Origin of the sequence: Flagellimonas sp., from assembly GCF_965233845.1 — a bacterium.
Lineage (GTDB): Bacteria > Bacteroidota > Bacteroidia > Flavobacteriales > Flavobacteriaceae > Flagellimonas.
In genome coordinates this window covers 4,011,688-4,030,121 of the sequence record NZ_OZ247584.1, presented here as the reverse complement: position 1 = coordinate 4,030,121, position 18,434 = coordinate 4,011,688, and the positions used below count along the sequence as shown (strand labels likewise).

Here is an 18,434-nt window from a genome sequence, read left to right as displayed (position 1 = left end):
CATGCGGATTGTTACTTTTACGGCCAAAATTAAGGCATGGCCAGAATCTTAACCGGAATCCAAAGCACAGGCACCCCGCACTTGGGAAACATTTTAGGGGCGATTGTTCCTGCCATTCAAATGGCACAAGATCCCAACAATGAATCGTTTCTTTTTATTGCGGATATGCATTCCCTTACCCAAATAAAAAATGGGGAGGAATTGCGAAACAACACCTATGCCACTGCGGCAACCTGGTTGGCCTTTGGTCTGGATATTGAAAAGACCGTTTTCTACAGACAAAGTGATGTTCCCCAGGTAACAGAACTGGCCTGGTACCTGAGCTGCTTCTTTCCTTACCAACGCCTTACCTTGGCCCACTCGTTCAAGGACAAAGCGGGTCGTTTGGAGGATGTAAATTCGGGACTTTTTATGTATCCCATGCTCATGGCTGCGGATATATTACTGTACGATGCAGAATACGTTCCCGTTGGTAAAGATCAACTGCAGCATTTGGAAATGACGCGGGATGTAGCCTCTAGGTTCCACCACCAATTTGGGGAAACCTTCGTGCTTCCAGAAGCAAGGTTGCAGGAAGAGACCATGTACATTCCAGGTACGGACGGCGAGAAAATGAGTAAGAGCAAAGGGAACCTGATCAATCTATTTCAACCTGATAAAAAGCTTCGGAAACAAATTATGGGCATCGTTACGGACAGTACGCCCATGGAAGACCCCAAGGATCCCACCAACGACAATGTGTTTGCCCTATATAAAATCTTGGCGCAACCCGATCAGATTGAGGAGATGAGTGCCAACTATCTTGCGGGAAACTACGGTTATGGACACGCCAAGCAAGCCCTCTTCGAGCTTATCATGGAACGCTTTGCCGAACCCCGGGAAAAGTTTGAATACTACATGAACCATTTAAACGAGGTGGATGAGGCTTTGGCCATTGGAGCTGAAAAAGCCAAAAAAGTGGCAGATGGAGTCTTGGAACGGGTACGGGGGAAAATTGGGTATTGATGGTTACAATGTCATTCTGAAGCCGAACAATATGAGGGTGAAGAATCCCACGTGCAGCAATTAGATACTTCGCTTCGCTCAGTATGACATAACAGGAGTAGTTTTTGACCCTAACCTTGTTTCTGGAGCGGCTATGTATTTCAGAGAAATAAGTTTTCCAGAAACTCCAAATTGGGATTTACCATTTTAATCAAATTCAATTTTTTGATTCGTAGCCAACCTTTAATCTCTTTTTCCCTGGCTATCGCATCATGTATCCATGTGAATTTTTCATAATACAGCAAGTGCTTGCATTTGTAACGTCCTGTAAAAGTGTTTTTATTGTGTTTGATATTGTCCGAGTGTTCCGATAAACGCCTGGACAAATTATTGGTCACCCCAGTATAGAGAACTGTTCTGTTTTTATTGGTCAGAATGTATACATAATATGTGTGCCACCCTAGATAGTTCATAGTAATTGATTATTTGTTACTCCTCGCTTCGCTCAGAGTTACGTTTTAGATAGCTTCAAACAACTTCCCCGGCAGGGCGCGAACCAAGCCCTTCATTTCCATGGACAGGAGTGTGGACGAAACCTTAAAAATGGGCAATTGGCATTCCACTGCCACCAAGTCCAACAACTGTTTCCCATTCGATTGCAAATAAGAATAAATGGACTTTTCGGTTTCATCCAGTTGCACAAAAAGTTGTTTTTGGATAGGAGTTTTGGCATCCTCTGTTTCCAACTCCCATCCCAAATGGTAAACCAGTTCCGCGGCGGAAGTTAGCATATGAGCCTGCTGTCGCTTAATAAGATTGTTGCAGCCAATACTGCACTTGTCTGAATACCGTCCTGGAACTGCAAAAACTTCCCGGTTATAGCCATTGGCTAAATCCGCGGTAACCAAGCTCCCTCCCTTTTCCGCCGATTCCACTACGAGCGTAGCTTCACTAATACCCGCAATAATTCGATTTCGTTTTAAAAAGTTCTCGCGGTCAGGATTGCTCGTGCTCCAAAACTCGGTGAGGAACCCACCATTTTCCTCAACTTTGGAAACAAATTTTTTGTGCGCCTTAGGATATATTTGATTCAATCCGTGAGCCAAACAACCAATGGTCTGCAAACCGTGCTTCAATGCCAATTTTTGAATCGTGATATCCACTCCGTAGGCAAAACCACTTACAATAATGGGATTCAAAGGAGCAATTTCTTCAACAAAGGCCTCGCAGAACGCACTGCCATAATTGGTAATGTTTCTTGTACCTACAACGCTGATTATTTTCTTGTGCTTTAAGTCGATGTTGCCTCGATGAAAAAGCAGCAGTGGCCCGTCCGCGCAATGTTTCAAATAATCAGGATAGGTCGTGTCCATAAAATAGGAACAAGCCAACTTCTCCCGGGAAACAAATTCAAACTCACTTTCTGCTTCATGGGCATAGCTGGAATCATGAAGTCCCTTAAGGGTCATTTTTCCAATGCCTTCAATCTTTAATAGGTGTTGCACCTTATCTTGAAAAACTGCTGTTGGACTACCGCAGTGGGCAATCAGTTTTTTGGCGGTTAAATCCCCAATATTTGGTACAGCCTGCAGCCGAAGAGCCGCAAGAAATTCATCCTCAGTCATTTATTAAGTAGGTTAAGTTGTTCACAAAGTACAGATTTTCAAATGTTAATAAAAAGTTATCTGGCATATTTTGTCCTCAGGGTTTTTTTGCAATATTTGTGGCGATGCGTATCGACTCGTACATAGAAAATTTGTTGTACAATTATAATTGTGTGGTGGTTCCCGAATTTGGTGCCTTTTTGGCCCATGGGAAATCTGCAGCCTTGGATTTGTCCACCAACACCTTGATTCCTCCCACCAAGTCTGTTTCCTTTAATACGCAGTTAAGCAAGAACGACGGACTTTTGGTTTCGCATATTGCCGAGGTAAAAGGTCTAGCCTATGACGAGATACTCTCTGAAGTGGAAGCCGTTGCCGAGGATTGGAAAAAAAGATTGAACCAAGGAGATGGCATCGAACTTTTTGGGGTTGGAAAACTATGGCTCAATAACGAGCAAAAAGTGCAGTTTCAGCCTGAGAACAAAAACAACTTTCTAACCTCTTCTTTTGGGTTGTCCGCGTTTGCGGCCACTCCTATTCAAAGGGAATCCCTTAAAGAAGAAGTGGAGGAACTCGAAGAGCGAATTCCATTTATTATCACCCCGGAAAAAAGAGAACAATCCTCTTTTAGACCTTGGTTAAAATATGCAGCCATTCTGCTATTGGCTGTTTCAGTGGGAACCACATCCTTTAGAGCCTACCAACAATTGCAGGAAAGCCAATTGGCCACCCAGGAGGCTGCTCGGAATCAGGTGGAACAGCATATTCAGGAGGCCACTTTTTTTGACAGTGCGCCCTTTGAACTTCCAGCTTTAAATATTAAGGTAACCAAAAAGCAGTTGGGCAAACACCATGTTATTGCCGGAGCGTTCCGTGTGGAACAAAATGCCGAAAAGAAGGTGGCTCAGCTAAAAGAACAGGGTTATAACGCCTTTTATTTGGGTGTTAATCGCTTTGGGCTTCATCAAGTGGCCTATGACAGTTTTGAGGATCCCAAGGAAGCCTTAGTCTATCTTAAAAAGATCAAAAGAACGGAATCTCCAGATGCTTGGTTGTTATCTGAGCGATAATCCCCGTCTCTTTTCTTTAATACCCTAATTCTCTTCAATATCTTTGCGCAAAAATTAGGTATGCGCCCAAAAAAACCCAGTGAATCTAGAACGGTTATGACCGATATGGTTTTGCCCAGTGAAACCAACCCATTGAACAATCTGTTTGGTGGCGAACTTTTGGCCCGAATGGATCGGGCTGCCAGTATAGCTGCCAGAAGACATAGCCGTAGGATTACGGTTACGGCTTCTGTGAACCATGTAGCCTTTAACCGTTCCGTTCCGCTAGGAAGCGTTGTTACCGTGGAGGCCGCAGTCTCTAGAGCCTTTAGAACCTCTATGGAGATTTTTATTGATGTATGGATGGAAGACCGTTTTACGGGGGAACGCGCCAAGGCCAATGAAGCCATCTACACCTTTGTTGCGGTTGACGATACGGGAATTCCTACCGAAGTACCTCCTTTAGAACCTGAAACCGATCAGGAAAAAGAACGGTTTGCGGCCGCCTTGAGAAGAAAGCAGTTGAGTTTGGTTCTAGCAGGCAAAATGAAACCTTCAGATGCTTCTGAATTGAAGGCTCTATTCACTTCTTAGATACTGTCAGGTCGAGCGCAGTCGAGACCTATTTTGAGTTGTGAATTTCATGCACTTCTCAACTACGCTCGAAGTGACAATTCCAAAAATTAACAAGTGCTGCTAGAGCCTTACACGATTCTTTTTCTGTTTAGAAATCAAAATTATCTGGGTCTGGCCCAAAGCGCTGGCCACGGTCAAGATTGTCCAATACTTGAACATCTTCCGTGCTCAGTTCAAAGTCAAAAAGGTCTGCATTGGAAACAATGCGTTCCGGTTTGGACGACTTTGGGATGGTGACCACCCCTTTCTGAAGATCCCATCGCAGCACAATCTGAGCCGCTGATTTGTTATACTTGGCTGCCAAGTCCTTAAATTCAGGAAGGTCAAAAATATTTCCCTGCATCATGGGTGACCATGCTTCATATTGAATGCCCTTGTCCTTGCAAAAATCAATCAAATCCTGTTGCACCAAATAGGGGTGAAATTCCATTTGGTTCACCATGGGAACAATCTCCGCCTCAACTAAAAGTTCTTCCAAATGATGCTGCAAAAAATTGCTTACTCCAATAGCTCTAACCCTTTTTTCTTTATACAAACGTTCCAGCGCCCTCCAGGTATCCTTGGAGATTTTGCCCTTGGGCCAATGGATTAAATACAAATCCAAATAATCCATATTAAGCCGTTCCAAGCTGGCATCAAATGCCTTTAGTGTGGAGTCGTATCCTTGGTCAGCGTTCCAAACCTTGCTTACCACAAAAACATCCTTTCTGTACACATCACTTTCTTTGATGCCAAACCCAACACCCACCTCATTGTTGTAGATGGAGGCCGTGTCCACATGTCTATACCCATGGTTTAGGGCTACCTTAACGGCATTGGACACTTCTTCCCCATCCTTGGATAGATATACGCCTAAACCAAAATATGGCATTTGGACCCCATTGTGTAATTCAAAAGATCCCTGTAAATCAGTAATTTTTCCCATGCTATAATTGATATATCCAGTCTTCTGGATTTAATCGATTTGTATCTTGATAAAGATAGAACTTAAGTTTGGTGGTTCCATCAAACCGATTGGTATAAACGTCTCCAAGAACGTCTTTGGCCGTTACTTTGTCCCCTTTTTTCACGTAAAGATTGGTGAGATTATAATAGGTGCTAATATAATTACCATGCTTTACTGATACCCCTTTACTGCCTCCTGGCACAGCAATAATAGCTATAACCTCTCCTTCAAAAATCGCCCGGGCCTTACTTCCTTTATCCGTTGCAATGGTAACCCCATTGTTCCTATGTTTTATTCCCGGATAAAAGCGATCGGCGTAAACTCCATAGCCCTGACTTTTAATCCCTTTTTCCACCGGCCAAATCAGCTTTCCTTTGTTGGCCGAGAAATTTGTCGCCACCAATTTGGCCTCTGGGGTCAATACAAACTTGGTTCTTGAGCTTGAAGAGCCTGCCTTTCGGTTCGTGCTAGCAATCGCGCTTTTAATAAGTCGCTCAATCTCCCGGTCAATTTTGCGTGCCTCTCGTTGCTTCTTCTGAATGGCTGCAGTATACTTGCTCTCGTTTTGACGAATGCTCTGCAACAGATCTTTTTGCGTTTGGATTTCATCAAACAGACTTGCTTTTACTCTTTTGTTTTCCGCTAGCAATTGCTCCTTGGACTTTCTTTGCTCGACCAATTCTTGGTTCAGCTGCGCCAATTGGTCTGTCTTCTTCTGAATATCCTCTCCTTGCTTTTTTCTGTGCTTTGCATACTGCTCCATATATTGGAGTCGTTTAAAAGCTTGGAAAAAATTGTCTGCCGACAATAAAAACATCAAACGATTGTTCTGTGCTTTGTTTTGATAGGTCTTGCGGATCAATTGTGCATAATCCTCCTTTAAGATCTTTAAATCTTCCCGAAGCTTGCTAATGCTTCTGATGTTCACATTGATTTGTCGATTGAGTAAGTTGGACTGCTGGTTGGTTACACGGATCAACTCCTGTCGAACATTGATTCGATTGTCCAAAGCCTCCATTTGATCCAGCACGTTCCCTTTTTCCTTCTTTTCCGCAAAAAGTAATCTATTAATTTCCTTGATTTCTTTTTGTAGTCGCTCTCTTTTGGCCTCCAATGCTTTTTGTTCACTCGTCTGGGCTGATATTGAACCAACGCATATCAACGTAAAAAGCAATAGATAAATACAATATGGGAGTTTATTGAACATATTACTTTAATATAATTTTATCAAACCCTTTCGGAATTTTATATGGGAAATTCAAGGGTCTGTTCAATTCCAGGTTTCTAAAACTAAGGTCAATTTTTGTGTTCTCATTATTTTCCAATGCAACAATATGAATTTCATTGGGCAATACACTTCCAGAAATATCCTGATAGGTATATTCAGCTGTAAGCAGTCTATTGTTTTCGGGCTGCGCTATTTCCTGGGAATGAATTTTAAAATTTCCAGGTTCCAACTGGAACAGAATCTTAAACAATTCCCTGGCCTTCTTAGGTTTTAACTGATAATTGCTCCCATTTATTGTGGAAGTATATTTTTCATCCCTCATATCTAAAACCGCTGTGCCCAAAAGCAGGTTCTGCACCTTGGTAAAGTCCAAGTCTGTCCCCAACAAATCGCTTAGGTAGCTAAAATCCCCATCAAAATATTCGTTCTGAAGCTTGTTATAGAAAGATACCCGCTCTGGAGTAATATGAGCCTTAACCATTCCCAATGGAGCGCTGATCCATATCACCTCATCTTTTTCCATTCGGAGACTCACCGTGACGCCTTGGGCATCCTCACCATCAGAATAATCAATTTTGACCCGCCCGCTTAGAGTTTTGAATTCAAGCTGGTTCGCATAATGGTTCTCAATAATCCGTTTGGTAGATAGCCTAGAATCCACTTCACCGCCAGTTACACTCTTGGCGGATTTACAAGCGGTAAAACCCATTAGCAGGGCCAACGCAATTGCGGGATAAAGGTTTTTTAGATTAAACTGAATGCCCATCATTACAATCCGGGTTTTATTTTGTTAAGATATTCTGTTGCCTTGGATGAATTTCCAATTTTGGTGTAAGCCTTGGAAAGTTCCTTATATATTTTATTGGCAAGAGCATCGTCATCAAATAAGAAATCCAAAGCTCCTTCCAACACTTCTATGGCTTTTGCCGTGTCCGATTTTCCATTAAGGGCTGCTCCATAGGCATAGTGAAAATAAGCCTGCAACGGATAAGCCTCCAGTGCTTCCTCTGCCACTATTTCCAACCCATCATAATCCGATATTCCTAAAAGCTCCTCCATTTTAGCAATATTTTGGGTCACTGGATCATCTTCTTGTGGAGTATTTTCCTCTGCAGGTTTTGTCTTGGAGTTCTTGTTTAAGGAATCCTTTATTTTCAATCCAAGCTCATTGGCAAATTTAGAGTTGCCCATTTCCTTTAAAACCTTTTGGGCCTCGCCATATTTAGCCTTTTTGAAATAAATCAATGCCAGGTTCTCCTTTAGTTTCGAATTTTCCATAGGCAAACGCTCCTTCAACGATTCCAAAGAATTCCCTTGTGCTTCAATAATGTTGACGAGGTTTTCCAAATACCAAAAATCTCCTGATTTGGCCCGGAGGGTTGCAATGGCATATTCTTGGGCTTGGATATATTGCTTGTCCAAAAAATAGGTTTTGGCCAATTGGTAGTCAATAACATCACTTGAAACATCCAACTGCTTGCATTCCAAAAAAAGGTTGATGGCCTTATCATAATTTTGGATGCTCTTCTGCTTTACCGCCTCAAAAAAAGTCTCTTGAAATTCGTCGGTATATTCCTCCAGATAGACTTCCGCGCTCTCTTCTTCCTGGGCATAGTTTGTGTATCCCGTTCCGAGGATCAGGACCAATACAGTCCAAAAATTAAAGTGCTTTTTCATCCGTCCATCACTTATACATACCAGCTATTTATATCAACACGGAATAGTCCCCTATACTTATGGATTCGAAGTTGCCATCAAAAACCACATTATTGCCAATCATGGCATTATCCAGATTGGCATTGGAAATCCTACTGTTGCTTTGGATCAAACTGTTTTTAATAGTAGAGTTCTCTACCACAGTGTCCGCCCCTATTGAAACGTATGGGCCAACGGTTGTGTCTTTTAGTATTACATTTTCGCCAATGAAACAGGGTTCAATGATATTTGCGTTTTCCTGTTTTACTGAATCAGCAATCAAACTTTCGCCGTCCTTTTCCAAAAAGCCCAACATCCGTTGATTCGTTTCTACGGTTACATTTTTGTTTCCGCAATCCATCCATTCATCCACCTTTCCTGGAACAAACTTCATGCCCTTCTCCATCATCCGTTTGATTCCATCATTGATTTGATATTCTCCGCCATGTACAATGTTGTTATCAAGTACATATTGAAGCTCATTTTTCAGGACTCCAACATCTTTAAAATAGTAGATGCCAATGACCGCTAAATCAGATACAAATTCCTTTGGCTTTTCCACCAGCTCAACAATCTCATTGTCCTCATTCAGGTTGACCACTCCAAATGCTTCCGGGCGTTCTACCTGTTTTACCCATATTACGCTATCGGCCGACTTATCCAGATCAAAATCCGCACGAATTAAAGTGTCCGCATAAGCAATTACCGCAGGGCCGCTAAGGGATTCCTTGGCACTCATAATAGCATGTCCTGTGCCAAGCGGTTCATCTTGCCTATAAATGGATCCTTTTGCGCCCAATTCTTCGGCCAAGTCTATTAGGCTCTCAACCACATCATCGCCAAAGAACGCAGGATCTCCCAGGATAAAGGCTACTTCTTCGATTTGTTCACCAAGCACCTTAGTAATATCCGTCACCAAACGATGTACAATAGGTTTTCCCGCCACCGGAATCAATGGTTTGGGAATGGTTAATGTATGTGGTCTTAAGCGAGATCCCCGTCCCGCCATTGGTACTATGATCTTCATATTACGCCTGCTTTAGCAGCTTTTTTTAATTATATATTCTTTTCTAGGGGAAACCCTATTTAAGCTCCTTAAAAAATGGGTTCTCCTTGATGTTGGCTGACACGAATTTCACTAATTCATTTTTGCTTGAACGGGAAATCATTGTGAGCCCGTGCTTCCAAAACCGCCAGCACCCCGATCGGTATTAGAAAGTTCCTTCACCTCAATCCATTCGGCCTGTTCGTGTTTGGCAATGACCATTTGGGCCACCCGCTCACCGTCCTCAATGGTAAAATCCTCAGCAGACAAGTTGGCCAAAATAACACCGACTTCCCCTCTGTAGTCAGCATCGACCGTACCCGGGGCATTCAAAACCGTGATTCCTCTTTTGGCTGCCAATCCACTACGAGGTCGCACTTGGGCTTCATAGCCAACAGGCAGTTCTATATAAAGACCCGTTGGGATTATGGCCCTTTCCAAGGATTTTAAGATAATGGGTTGGTCGATGTTTGCCCTTAGGTCCATACCAGCCGAAGCTATAGTTTCATAATGGGGCAATGGGTGGTTTGATTTATTGATGATCTTAACTTTCACGCTGTAAAAATATGGTCTTTAACTTATCTCCTTCCATTTTATAAACTAACATCAAAAATAATAAAAGTAATAGGCCTCCAGCTATTAAACTTCGGTTAAAAACATAGAAGGCGAGGGCCGAAAAAGTCAAAGAAACGGACATGTAGAAAACGATTTTTCTCATGTTGTAGGGAACTGGGTAATACTTTCTCCCAAAATAATAAGACATGAGCATCATGCTTCCATAAGCTGCCAGGGTTGCAAGGGCGGAAGCCATATATCCAATTTTATCAATAAAGGCCAAATTAACGATCAAGGTGATCAAAGCTCCAATTGAGGAAATGTAAGCGCCAAACTTGGTCTGGTCCGTAACCTTATACCATACAGATAAGTTGTGATAGATTCCCAAGCAAAAACTAGCTAAAAGAATAATGGGTACCACCCGCAATGCTTCCCAATAGGTGGCGTTTCGAATCAGCAATTTGCCCAGTGGCTCGATAAACACAATCACCGTGAGCAATATCAGGCTTCCCAGAATAACAAAGTAATTGGTGATCTGCGCATATGTTTTTTGGGGTTTCTCTGAATTGGCATGGCTGAAAAAGAAGGGTTCAACCCCCATTCTAAATGCAGTTCCAAAAAGGGTCATGAACAGGGCCAATTTATAACAGGCTCCATATTTGCCCACTTCGGCCTCGGCCACATCAGGATGCAAAAGTTCGGTCAATAGAATTTTGTCAAATACCTCATTGATGGTAAAAGCAACTCCCGCTACCATTACGGGCCCTGCATATTTGAGCATGCCTTTCCAAATGGAAAAATCGAAGCTGTAGGAGGTTTTAAAATAGGTTGGCAACAACAACAGCAGTGTTATTCCACTGGCGATAATGTTGGAAATGAAGATATACTGAATTTCCCATCCCTCATGGTACATTCCCGCCAAAAACCCTTCTGGATTTTGCTCCCCGAGTCCAGGGAGAATCAAAAGGAAAAATACATTGAACCCAAGATTTATTGCCACATTGATGGTTTTCAGCATGGCATATTTCATCGGTTTTTCCTGAGCTCTTAGCAATGCAAAAGGAATGATTACCAAGGCATCCAACACCAAAATGTAAGTGGTAAACTTAATGTAATCTACATTGATGTTGGTGATATTGGCCAAGTTCTCCTTGACAACCAAAGCCAAAATCAAAAACAGCAGTGAGGAACATAATAGGGAAATCAAAGAAGTGGAAATGACCGACTTTTTATCCTCCTGTTTGTGATAAAACCGAAAAAAAGCGGTTTCCATTCCATAGGCCAAAAAAACGTTGAATATTGCTATCCAAGCATAAATGTTGATATACTGCCCATAACCTGCCGCGTTTTCAAAAACCGAGGTGTACAAGGGAAGAAGGAAGAAGGAAAGCACCCTGGGCAAAACGGTGGCCAGGCCATAGATAAAAGTCTGTTTAAAAAGCCGCTTAAGTGGGTTCAATAGAAACTCCTTGTTATGATATCATTCCTTTGAAGCGTACAAGTTACGCAAATCGTTTTGGTTATAGCTTTAGCGGAACAATTTGTACCTTTTTGACTTGTATAAATAAATCAACCCAATGCAAACCTTTTCAAAAGCATTTTACCTCATCTTTTCAACCCTATTTTTAGTCTCCTGTGCAGAGAAGAAAAATAAAGCCCAAGCTGAAAATCAAACAAGGCCCAACATTCTGTTTATCATGTCGGATGATCATGCCTATCAGGCCATAAGTGCCTACAGTGATCATCTGATCCAAACCCCCAATATTGATCGAATAGGAAAGGAGGGTATTGTCTTTACCAATGCCTGTGTCACCAACTCCATATGCGCTCCTTCCAGAGCCACAATTTTAACGGGAAAGCACACCCATATCAATGGCAAAGTGGACAATTTAATGCCTTTTGATACCACGCAAGTGACTTTTCCCCAGTTGTTCCAAAAGGCGGGCTATCAAACTGCTATGTTTGGCAAACTCCACTTTGGAAACAACCCCAAAGGGGTGGATGACTTTATGATTCTTCCGGGTCAGGGTCAATATATCAATCCTGATTTTATCACTCAAAATGGGGATACCACCATAACAGGTTATGCTACGGATATCACAACGGACATCACGCTCAACTGGTTGGATAAAAAACGAGACCCCAACAAGCCGTTCATGCTTATGTATTTACATAAGGCCCCCCATAGACCTTGGTGGCCCACCCCTGAAAAATTCAAGGAATTTTATGGGAAGGAATTTCCGATTCCCGAGACACTTTTTGATGATTATAGCAATAGGGGTTCAGCAGCAAAAACTGCGGAAATGAACCTATTGACCCACATGAAGTATGTCTATGACACCAAGGTATGGCCAGAAACCATTGCAAGCATGGGCAAGGTGACTCCAGAAGTACCAGATTTGGTGAACGCCTTTAATAACCAATACAACCGTGCCACGGAAGAGCAAAAAGTCCAATTAAAACCCTTTTTGGACGCCATAAGCAAGGATTTTGAAGAGAACTGGCCCTCCATGAGCGATAGGGAAAAGATGATTTGGAAGTACCAACGTTATATGCAGGATTATCTGGCCTGTATTTCCTCTGTTGATGATAATGTGGGGCGCGTCCTGGATTACTTGGATGAAAATGAGCTATCGGAAAACACCTTGGTGGTTTACACTTCGGACCAAGGGTTTTATCTGGGAGAACATGGGTGGTTTGACAAGCGATTTATTTACGATGAATCCTTTAAAACCCCATTGTTGATTCGATGGCCAAACAAAATAAAGCCGGGAATCACCAATGAGGAAATGGTACAAAATCTGGATTTTGCACAAACCTTTTTGGAGGCAGCACAAATAGAGATTCCGGATGATATGCAAGGGGAAAGTTTAATGCCCCTCTTGACATCGAACGAGGAGAAATGGACACGGGATGCGGTTTATTACCATTATTATGAATATCCTGCTGAACATCAGGTGATGCGTCATTACGGGATTGTCACCACAGATTATAAATTGGCCCATTTCTATTATGATGTGGACGAATGGGAGCTCTATGACCGTAAAAAGGATCCACAGGAGATGAACAATGTTTACAGTGATCCAGCTTATACGGAAGTGGTGAAGGAGCTAAAGATAAAATTGGAGGAACTTCGGGTTCAGTATAAAGATTCGGATGAGCTTAACCAGTACTATATTGATTTGCATGAATCCAGAATGGCCGAAAATCATTAATCCGTTAGTTATTATAAAGATTAGTTCTCGACTGCGCTCGAACTGACAGAAATAGAAAATGCCGCTTCAATGAAGCGGCATTTTTTCTGAAAGTATTTCTTAAGCTTAGTTATTCAACGCCTCAGCTCTTAAGCTATTTGGCTGCACTTTGTTTCGCCTAATTGTTCAATGCTTCCGCACCACCAACAATTTCCAAAATTTCATTGGTAATAGCAGCCTGTCTTGCTTTGTTATAGGTAAGCGTCAACTGATCTTTAAGTTCGGAGGCGTTATCTGTTGCCTTGTGCATTGCCGTCATACGGGCACCGTGCTCACTGGCAAAGGAATCACGGACCGCTTTGTACAATTGGGTCTTTAACGACTTTGGAATCAATTGCTCCACGATTTCAGGCTTTGAAGGCTCAAAGATGTAATCGGCAGCACCTATGTTATCTCCTTCTACAGGGACAATAGGCAAAAACTGCTCGGTCATCACAATCTGTGTCGCAGCATTCTTGAACTTGTTATAGACCAATTCAATCTTGTCATAATCCCCTTCCGTGAAGTGGTTCATCAAAGTTTCAGCAATGGTGGCAATGTTATCAAAGGTCAAATCATCAAAAACTTGGCTATGATTGGCAACAACATTCCCATTCTTTCCTAGTATATCATTCCCTTTTTTACCAATGGCAATAACATCAACCTGTTTTCCAGCATAGGTGTCATTGATTAATGCATTGGTCTGTTTGATGATGTTGGAATTGAACGCACCACACAACCCACGATTGGATGTAATGGCTACTACCAATACTTTGTTCACGGCTCTTGCATCAGCAAATTTGCTTCCGGCATCCCCGTCCAAACTTGCGCTAAGGCTTTGCAGCAATTCGGTAAGTTTGTTTGCATAGGGGCGCATAGCGGTAATGGCGTCTTGGGCCTTTTTCAACTTGGCAGCAGATACCATTTTCATGGCACTGGTAATCTGCATGGTCGACTTTACCGATGCTATCCTATTTCGTATTTCCTTTAGATTTGCCATTCTTTTTATTTGTCATTCCGCACTTGATGCGGAATCTTATTATGATGGATTCCCGCTTTCCTTCGACTGCGCTCAGGATGACAGCGGGAATGACAATTGTTATGCACTATACTTTCCAGACAGGTCTTTACAAACCGCTGTCAAAGTATCAGTAACCCCATCTGTCAATTTACCAGCCTTAAGGGTATCCAATACATCTCTATGCTTGGCATTCATGAACTCGATGAAGTCTCTTTCAAACTCTTTTACCTTGTCCACAGGAACATCTCTCAATAGGTTTTTAGAACCTGCAAAGATGATGGCCACCTGATCTTCCACGGTAAATGGATCGTTCTGGGCCTGCTTCAAGATTTCCACGTTTCTACGACCTTTCTCAATTACGTTCAAGGTAGCGGCATCCAAATCAGAACCGAACTTGGCAAAAGCTTCCAATTCACGGAACTGTGCTTGGTCCAATTTCAAAGTACCCGCTACTTTCTTCATGGACTTGATCTGTGCCGAACCACCTACACGGGATACAGAGATACCCACGTTGATCGCTGGTCTAACCCCTTGGTTGAACAAATCCTGCTCCAAGAATATCTGACCATCCGTAATGGAAATTACGTTGGTTGGGATATAGGCGGAAACGTCACCTGCTTGGGTTTCAATAATTGGAAGTGCAGTCAAAGAACCTCCTCCTTTTACCATTGGCTTAAGCGCATCTGGCAAATCGTTCATGTTCTTGGCAATATCATCATCCGCAATCACTTTTGCAGCACGCTCCAACAATCTTGAGTGCAAGTAAAATACGTCACCAGGGTATGCTTCACGTCCTGGAGGTCTTCTCAAAAGAAGGGAAACCTCACGATAAGCAACAGCTTGTTTTGACAAATCATCATAGATGATCAAGGCTGGACGTCCTGTATCCCTAAAATATTCCCCAATCGCAGCACCGGCAAATGGTGCATATACCTGCATTGGGGCAGGATCAGATGCGTTAGCTGCTACGATAGTCGTATAAGCCAAAGCTCCTTTGTCTTCCAAAGTCTTTGCAATGGCAGCTACGGTTGAGGCCTTTTGACCTACAGCAACGTAGATACAATATACAGGCTCACCGGCATCGTAAAATTCTTTTTGATTCAAGATGGTATCGATACAAACGGTGGTTTTACCTGTTTGACGGTCACCGATCACCAACTCACGCTGTCCTCTACCAATCGGAATCATGGCATCGATAGCCTTAACCCCGGTTTGCAATGGCTCGTTTACCGGCTGACGGTAAATTACCCCAGGGGCTTTACGCTCCAATGGCATTTCATAAGTGTCACCAGCTATAGGCCCTTTACCATCGATCGGGGTACCCAAGGTATCCACAACACGGCCAACAATTCCTTCACCCACATTGATGGATGCGATACGTTGTGTTCTTTTTACGGTAGCACCTTCCAAAATTTCTTTGGATGGACCCAACAATACCACACCGACGTTATCCTCTTCAAGGTTCAATACAATTCCTTGCATTCCCCCATCAAACTCCACAAGCTCACCATACTGAGCATTGGAAAGTCCATAGACGCGTGCAATACCGTCACCTACTTGTAATACGGTACCTACTTCGTCCAAGGAAGCGGATGCCTCAAATCCTGATAATTGTTCTTTCAAAATTGCTGATACTTCAGCGGCTTTTACTCCTGCCATTTTGACTAGATATTAGACTTTAGACGATAGACTTTAGATACTATACGTCTTGTTTTTATTTCTATTTTGTTAATCGCTTATAGTCCGTAGCGTAGCGAAGGACTATAGACTGTTTGTAAACTCTCTTTTTAAACTGTTCAATTTACTGGACACGCTGGCATCGTACTGTAAATCCCCAATGCGCAACACAAACCCACCTAAGATGTTTTCATCCACCTTGTTTTCTATAGTGACTTTGTTTCCAGTGATTTTGTTCACTTGAGCCAACACCTCTTTTTCCAAAGCTGCCGTCAGTGGAACCGCTGTGGTCACATAGGCCACATCCTCACCTTTCCATTGCTCATGAAGGATGATGTACTTGTAGGCCACCTCTTGCAACAGAGCAATCCTTTTATTGTCGGTCAAAGTATTGATCAAGCCCAAAGTAATTTGGTTAGACCCTTTGAATATCTTTTTTAGCGTCTCCTTTTTTGCCTCACCTTTAATGACCGGGCTTCCCAACAGGTTCTGAAGCTCGGCATTATCGTTGATGGTAGCAGCAATGCTTCGCATATCTTTTTCAACGGCATCGGCCGCTTTCTTTTCGATAGCGAAATCCAAGGTTGCTTTTGCGTAACGTACGGCTGCCCTGTTATTGCTCATTCTGTTTGGTTATTTTTTAACGGTTAATTGTTATTGAACACAAACTATTAACCCATTAACCTTTAACTATTAATTTAATTCGATGTCACCCAACATATCCTGAACAAGCTTTTCTTGCTTCTTCTTGTCGGATAGTTCTTCCTTGATTACTTTCTCGGCAATGTCAATGGACAGATTGGCTACTTGCGCTTTGATGTCGGCAACGGCAGCTTTCTTTTCACTTTCGATGGTTGCTTGGGCTTGTTTAATCATTTTGTCGCCTTCCACTTGGGCCTGCTCTTTGGCATCGGCAACAATTTTGTCCTTGATCTCGCGTGCCTCCTTCAAAAGGGTTTCGCGCTCAGCTCTAGCTTCCTTCAACAACTTCTCGCTATCCGCAGTAACGTTCTGCATTTCCTTTTTGGCCTCCTCAGCAGCATCCAAGGCATTTTTGATGCCTTCCTCACGATCATTGATTGCATTAAGAATGGGCTTCCATGCAAACTTCCAAAGTAGGAACAACAACAGTCCGAACAATAAAGTCTGCCAGAAAAACAATCCCAACGAAAACTCTTCCAATAACTTTTCCATAATCTATTCTATGCTTTTATACTTTGAATTCTTAAACTAAGTAAAAGCTGCAACCAACCGTTACAGCCTTTACTTTGTGGGTTTGATTATACTGCGAATAGGGCAGCGAAACCAATACCTTCAATCAACGCTGCTGCAATCAACATCGCTGTTTGGATTTTTCCGTAAGCTTCAGGCTGACGAGCGATAGCCTCCATAGCAGAACCACCGATTCTACCAATACCAAGACCTACACCGATCACTACCAAACCTGCACCTACCATTACTGGAATTTCCATATCTATCTAGTTTAAAAATTAAATATTCAATCTTAAGCACTTCTCGACTGCGCTCGAAGTGACAGTTTTCCTCATTCTTTAATGTGCAACCTCTGCTTCATGCTCATGGTCGTGCTCATGTTCTTCAGAGGCAAATCCGAAATACAGCGCGGACAACATGGTGAAAATATATGCTTGCAGCAAGGCTACCAATACTTCAATCAAAGAGATGGCGAAAGCCAGTCCAAATGACAAAGGACTTCCCAACCAGCTCTTAAAAATGAACATCAATCCAATCAAACTCATCAATACGATGTGACCTGCCTGCATGTTTGCATACAAACGAATCAATAATGAGAATGGCTTGATGATCAATCCCAACAATTCGATGGGAACCAAAATAATGTACAATGGAATTTTACCATACCAAGGCAGGGATTTACCCAATGGATCAAACTGGTGCATCCAGTAATCCTTGGTTCCCGTGAAATTCGTAATCAAAAACGTCATGATGGCCAAAGAAACCGTGATGGCAATGTTTCCTGTCACGTTAATTCCAAGGGGGGTCAATCCAAAAATGTTCAAAAACCAGATAAAGAAAAAGATGGTCAACAAGAAAGGCATGTACTTCCTGTATCTTTTTTCCCCAATGTTTGGTCTTGCAATATCATCCCTAATATATAGGACTATGGGTTCGAAGAAACGACCTGCACCTGTGGGAATGCCGTTGTTCTTGCCATAGGATCTTGCCAAACTGGAGAACAACCACAACATCAACAAGCCCGTTACGATAATCATCACCACGTTTTTGGTAATGGAAAAATCCAAAGGTTTTACATTGGTAGCGTGGTGGTCTTCATCATAATGGATGGTCCCTTCTGCGTCTGTTTTATATATCTTGCTGTGATAAAGCTTGTAATAGTTGCCATCAACTTCGGCCAAAGTTTCGCCGTGATGGAATTTTGAAGAGGAAAAAACCTTCAATCCGTTATCCCAAAGAATAACTGGCAATGGAAATCCAACATATTTGTGCTCCCCATTTTCCTTGGTATAGGAAAACAAAGAAAAATCATGGGCATCTTGAAGGTGATGGGCGATGTATTCCTTAATTTCTGTCTTAAGGTCCTTGCCGTGTCCATCGGCTTCTTCTTTGGTTTCACTTGCAAAAGTGAACTGACCTAAAAATAGTGCTGCAATAAGAAGAAATCTCGTAAAAAAAGTTTTTCGCATTTCGCTCAAAATATCGGTCTCTCAAAATCGGTGCAAATGTAAGTCATTCTCACAAAAAGAAAAAAGCTTTCAAACTTTTA

Annotated in this window: 19 protein-coding genes; 4 read left to right on the top strand and 15 right to left on the bottom strand. The window is 42.4% G+C overall.

Annotated features, from left to right (window positions below; translation table 11 throughout):
* Nucleotides 1-36: 36 nt before the first annotated feature.
* Nucleotides 37-1,005 (top strand): tryptophan--tRNA ligase, encoded by a 969-nt coding sequence (gene trpS / locus ACO6S0_RS17960; protein WP_422349665.1) that lies wholly within the window; start codon nt 37-39, stop codon nt 1,003-1,005.
* 140 nt (nt 1,006-1,145) lie between these two features.
* Here the strand turns inward: trpS and ACO6S0_RS17955 are convergent, their stop codons facing one another.
* The gene (locus ACO6S0_RS17955) at nt 1,146-1,457 is read right to left on the bottom strand and encodes a GIY-YIG nuclease family protein (RefSeq protein ID WP_422349664.1); all 312 of its coding nucleotides are present in this window, start codon (nt 1,455-1,457) and stop codon (nt 1,146-1,148) included.
* Nucleotides 1,458-1,502: 45 nt separating this feature from the next.
* Complete coding sequence (gene dprA, locus ACO6S0_RS17950) at nt 1,503-2,609, bottom strand: DNA-processing protein DprA (protein ID WP_422349663.1); 1,107 nt, start codon at nt 2,607-2,609, stop codon at nt 1,503-1,505.
* A 104-nt stretch (nt 2,610-2,713) separates the two neighbouring features.
* Between dprA and ACO6S0_RS17945 the strand changes: the two genes are divergently transcribed.
* Both ACO6S0_RS17945 and ACO6S0_RS17940 read left to right on the top strand, forming a co-directional pair.
* Nucleotides 2,714-3,658, top strand: a complete 945-nt coding sequence (locus tag ACO6S0_RS17945; protein ID WP_422349662.1) for an SPOR domain-containing protein — start codon at nt 2,714-2,716, stop codon at nt 3,656-3,658.
* A 60-nt stretch (nt 3,659-3,718) separates the two neighbouring features.
* A complete protein-coding gene (locus tag ACO6S0_RS17940) occupies nt 3,719-4,231 on the top strand; it encodes an acyl-CoA thioesterase (protein WP_422349661.1) in 513 nt (170 codons plus the stop codon).
* Nucleotides 4,232-4,361: 130 nt separating this feature from the next.
* Here the strand turns inward: ACO6S0_RS17940 and ACO6S0_RS17935 are convergent, their stop codons facing one another.
* The 7 genes from ACO6S0_RS17935 to ACO6S0_RS17905 form a co-directional block, all read right to left on the bottom strand.
* On the bottom strand, nt 4,362-5,198 hold the full coding sequence (locus ACO6S0_RS17935; protein ID WP_422349660.1) for an aldo/keto reductase: 837 nt from the start codon (nt 5,196-5,198) through the stop codon (nt 4,362-4,364).
* Between the two features lies 1 nt (nt 5,199).
* Nucleotides 5,200-6,426, bottom strand: coding sequence for a murein hydrolase activator EnvC family protein (locus ACO6S0_RS17930; protein ID WP_422349659.1), 1,227 nt, complete (start codon nt 6,424-6,426; stop codon nt 5,200-5,202).
* A 1-nt stretch (nt 6,427) separates the two neighbouring features.
* Complete coding sequence (locus tag ACO6S0_RS17925) at nt 6,428-7,216, bottom strand: DUF4292 domain-containing protein (protein ID WP_422349658.1); 789 nt, start codon at nt 7,214-7,216, stop codon at nt 6,428-6,430.
* Nucleotides 7,216-8,124, bottom strand: a complete 909-nt coding sequence (locus tag ACO6S0_RS17920; RefSeq protein WP_422349657.1) for a tetratricopeptide repeat protein — start codon at nt 8,122-8,124, stop codon at nt 7,216-7,218. The genes ACO6S0_RS17925 and ACO6S0_RS17920 overlap by 1 nt, the downstream gene beginning before the upstream one ends.
* 28 nt (nt 8,125-8,152) lie before the next feature.
* Entirely contained in the window at nt 8,153-9,169 is a 1,017-nt protein-coding gene (locus ACO6S0_RS17915; protein WP_422349656.1) for a sugar phosphate nucleotidyltransferase, read from the bottom strand.
* Nucleotides 9,170-9,307: 138 nt separating this feature from the next.
* Complete coding sequence (gene dut / locus ACO6S0_RS17910) at nt 9,308-9,742, bottom strand: dUTP diphosphatase (protein ID WP_422349655.1); 435 nt, start codon at nt 9,740-9,742, stop codon at nt 9,308-9,310.
* Nucleotides 9,732-11,201 (bottom strand): lipopolysaccharide biosynthesis protein, encoded by a 1,470-nt coding sequence (locus tag ACO6S0_RS17905; RefSeq protein ID WP_422349654.1) that lies wholly within the window; start codon nt 11,199-11,201, stop codon nt 9,732-9,734. Before ACO6S0_RS17905 ends, dut begins: the two co-directional genes overlap by 11 nt.
* Nucleotides 11,202-11,319: 118 nt before the next feature.
* Here ACO6S0_RS17905 and ACO6S0_RS17900 point away from each other — a divergent pair, with 118 nt between their 5' ends.
* A complete protein-coding gene (locus ACO6S0_RS17900; protein ID WP_422349653.1) occupies nt 11,320-12,957 on the top strand; it encodes a sulfatase in 1,638 nt (545 codons plus the stop codon).
* Between the two features lie 157 nt (nt 12,958-13,114).
* On the opposite strand, the gene atpG is transcribed toward ACO6S0_RS17900, so the two are convergent.
* The 6 genes from atpG to atpB all read right to left on the bottom strand — a co-directional run bounded on the left by atpG (nt 13,115) and on the right by atpB (nt 18,354).
* A complete protein-coding gene (gene atpG, locus ACO6S0_RS17895) occupies nt 13,115-13,975 on the bottom strand; it encodes an ATP synthase F1 subunit gamma (RefSeq protein ID WP_422349652.1) in 861 nt (286 codons plus the stop codon).
* Nucleotides 13,976-14,074: 99 nt separating this feature from the next.
* Complete coding sequence (gene atpA, locus ACO6S0_RS17890) at nt 14,075-15,655, bottom strand: F0F1 ATP synthase subunit alpha (RefSeq protein ID WP_422349651.1); 1,581 nt, start codon at nt 15,653-15,655, stop codon at nt 14,075-14,077.
* 102 nt (nt 15,656-15,757) lie between these two features.
* On the bottom strand, nt 15,758-16,297 hold the full coding sequence (gene atpH, locus ACO6S0_RS17885; RefSeq protein ID WP_422349650.1) for an ATP synthase F1 subunit delta: 540 nt from the start codon (nt 16,295-16,297) through the stop codon (nt 15,758-15,760).
* Nucleotides 16,298-16,366: 69 nt separating this feature from the next.
* Nucleotides 16,367-16,867, bottom strand: coding sequence for a F0F1 ATP synthase subunit B (locus ACO6S0_RS17880; protein WP_422349649.1), 501 nt, complete (start codon nt 16,865-16,867; stop codon nt 16,367-16,369).
* A gap of 86 nt (nt 16,868-16,953) precedes the next feature.
* Nucleotides 16,954-17,145: an ATP synthase F0 subunit C gene (atpE, locus tag ACO6S0_RS17875; RefSeq protein WP_045801726.1), complete on the bottom strand. Its 192-nt coding sequence runs from the start codon at nt 17,143-17,145 to the stop codon at nt 16,954-16,956.
* A 78-nt stretch (nt 17,146-17,223) separates the two neighbouring features.
* Nucleotides 17,224-18,354, bottom strand: a complete 1,131-nt coding sequence (gene atpB / locus ACO6S0_RS17870) for a F0F1 ATP synthase subunit A (RefSeq protein ID WP_422349648.1) — start codon at nt 18,352-18,354, stop codon at nt 17,224-17,226.
* Between the last annotated feature and the right edge of the window lie 80 nt (nt 18,355-18,434).

Bases quoted from the DNA above. Each gene is read 5' to 3' on its own strand.
- trpS (WP_422349665.1), top strand. From the start codon at position 37: ATGGCCAGAATCTTAACCGGAATCCAAAGCACAGGCACCCCGCACTTG.
- ACO6S0_RS17955 (WP_422349664.1), bottom strand. From the start codon at position 1,457: ATGAACTATCTAGGGTGGCACACATATTATGTATACATTCTGACCAAT.
- dprA (WP_422349663.1), bottom strand. From the start codon at position 2,609: ATGACTGAGGATGAATTTCTTGCGGCTCTTCGGCTGCAGGCTGTACCA.
- ACO6S0_RS17945 (WP_422349662.1), top strand. From the start codon at position 2,714: ATGCGTATCGACTCGTACATAGAAAATTTGTTGTACAATTATAATTGT.
- ACO6S0_RS17940 (WP_422349661.1), top strand. From the start codon at position 3,719: ATGCGCCCAAAAAAACCCAGTGAATCTAGAACGGTTATGACCGATATG.
- ACO6S0_RS17935 (WP_422349660.1), bottom strand. From the start codon at position 5,198: ATGGGAAAAATTACTGATTTACAGGGATCTTTTGAATTACACAATGGG.
- ACO6S0_RS17930 (WP_422349659.1), bottom strand. From the start codon at position 6,426: ATGTTCAATAAACTCCCATATTGTATTTATCTATTGCTTTTTACGTTG.
- ACO6S0_RS17925 (WP_422349658.1), bottom strand. From the start codon at position 7,216: ATGATGGGCATTCAGTTTAATCTAAAAAACCTTTATCCCGCAATTGCG.
- ACO6S0_RS17920 (WP_422349657.1), bottom strand. From the start codon at position 8,124: ATGAAAAAGCACTTTAATTTTTGGACTGTATTGGTCCTGATCCTCGGA.
- ACO6S0_RS17915 (WP_422349656.1), bottom strand. From the start codon at position 9,169: ATGAAGATCATAGTACCAATGGCGGGACGGGGATCTCGCTTAAGACCA.
- ACO6S0_RS17900 (WP_422349653.1), top strand. From the start codon at position 11,320: ATGCAAACCTTTTCAAAAGCATTTTACCTCATCTTTTCAACCCTATTT.
- atpG (WP_422349652.1), bottom strand. From the start codon at position 13,975: ATGGCAAATCTAAAGGAAATACGAAATAGGATAGCATCGGTAAAGTCG.
- atpA (WP_422349651.1), bottom strand. From the start codon at position 15,655: ATGGCAGGAGTAAAAGCCGCTGAAGTATCAGCAATTTTGAAAGAACAA.
- atpH (WP_422349650.1), bottom strand. From the start codon at position 16,297: ATGAGCAATAACAGGGCAGCCGTACGTTACGCAAAAGCAACCTTGGAT.
- ACO6S0_RS17880 (WP_422349649.1), bottom strand. From the start codon at position 16,867: ATGGAAAAGTTATTGGAAGAGTTTTCGTTGGGATTGTTTTTCTGGCAG.
- atpE (WP_045801726.1), bottom strand. From the start codon at position 17,145: ATGGAAATTCCAGTAATGGTAGGTGCAGGTTTGGTAGTGATCGGTGTA.
- atpB (WP_422349648.1), bottom strand. From the start codon at position 18,354: ATGCGAAAAACTTTTTTTACGAGATTTCTTCTTATTGCAGCACTATTT.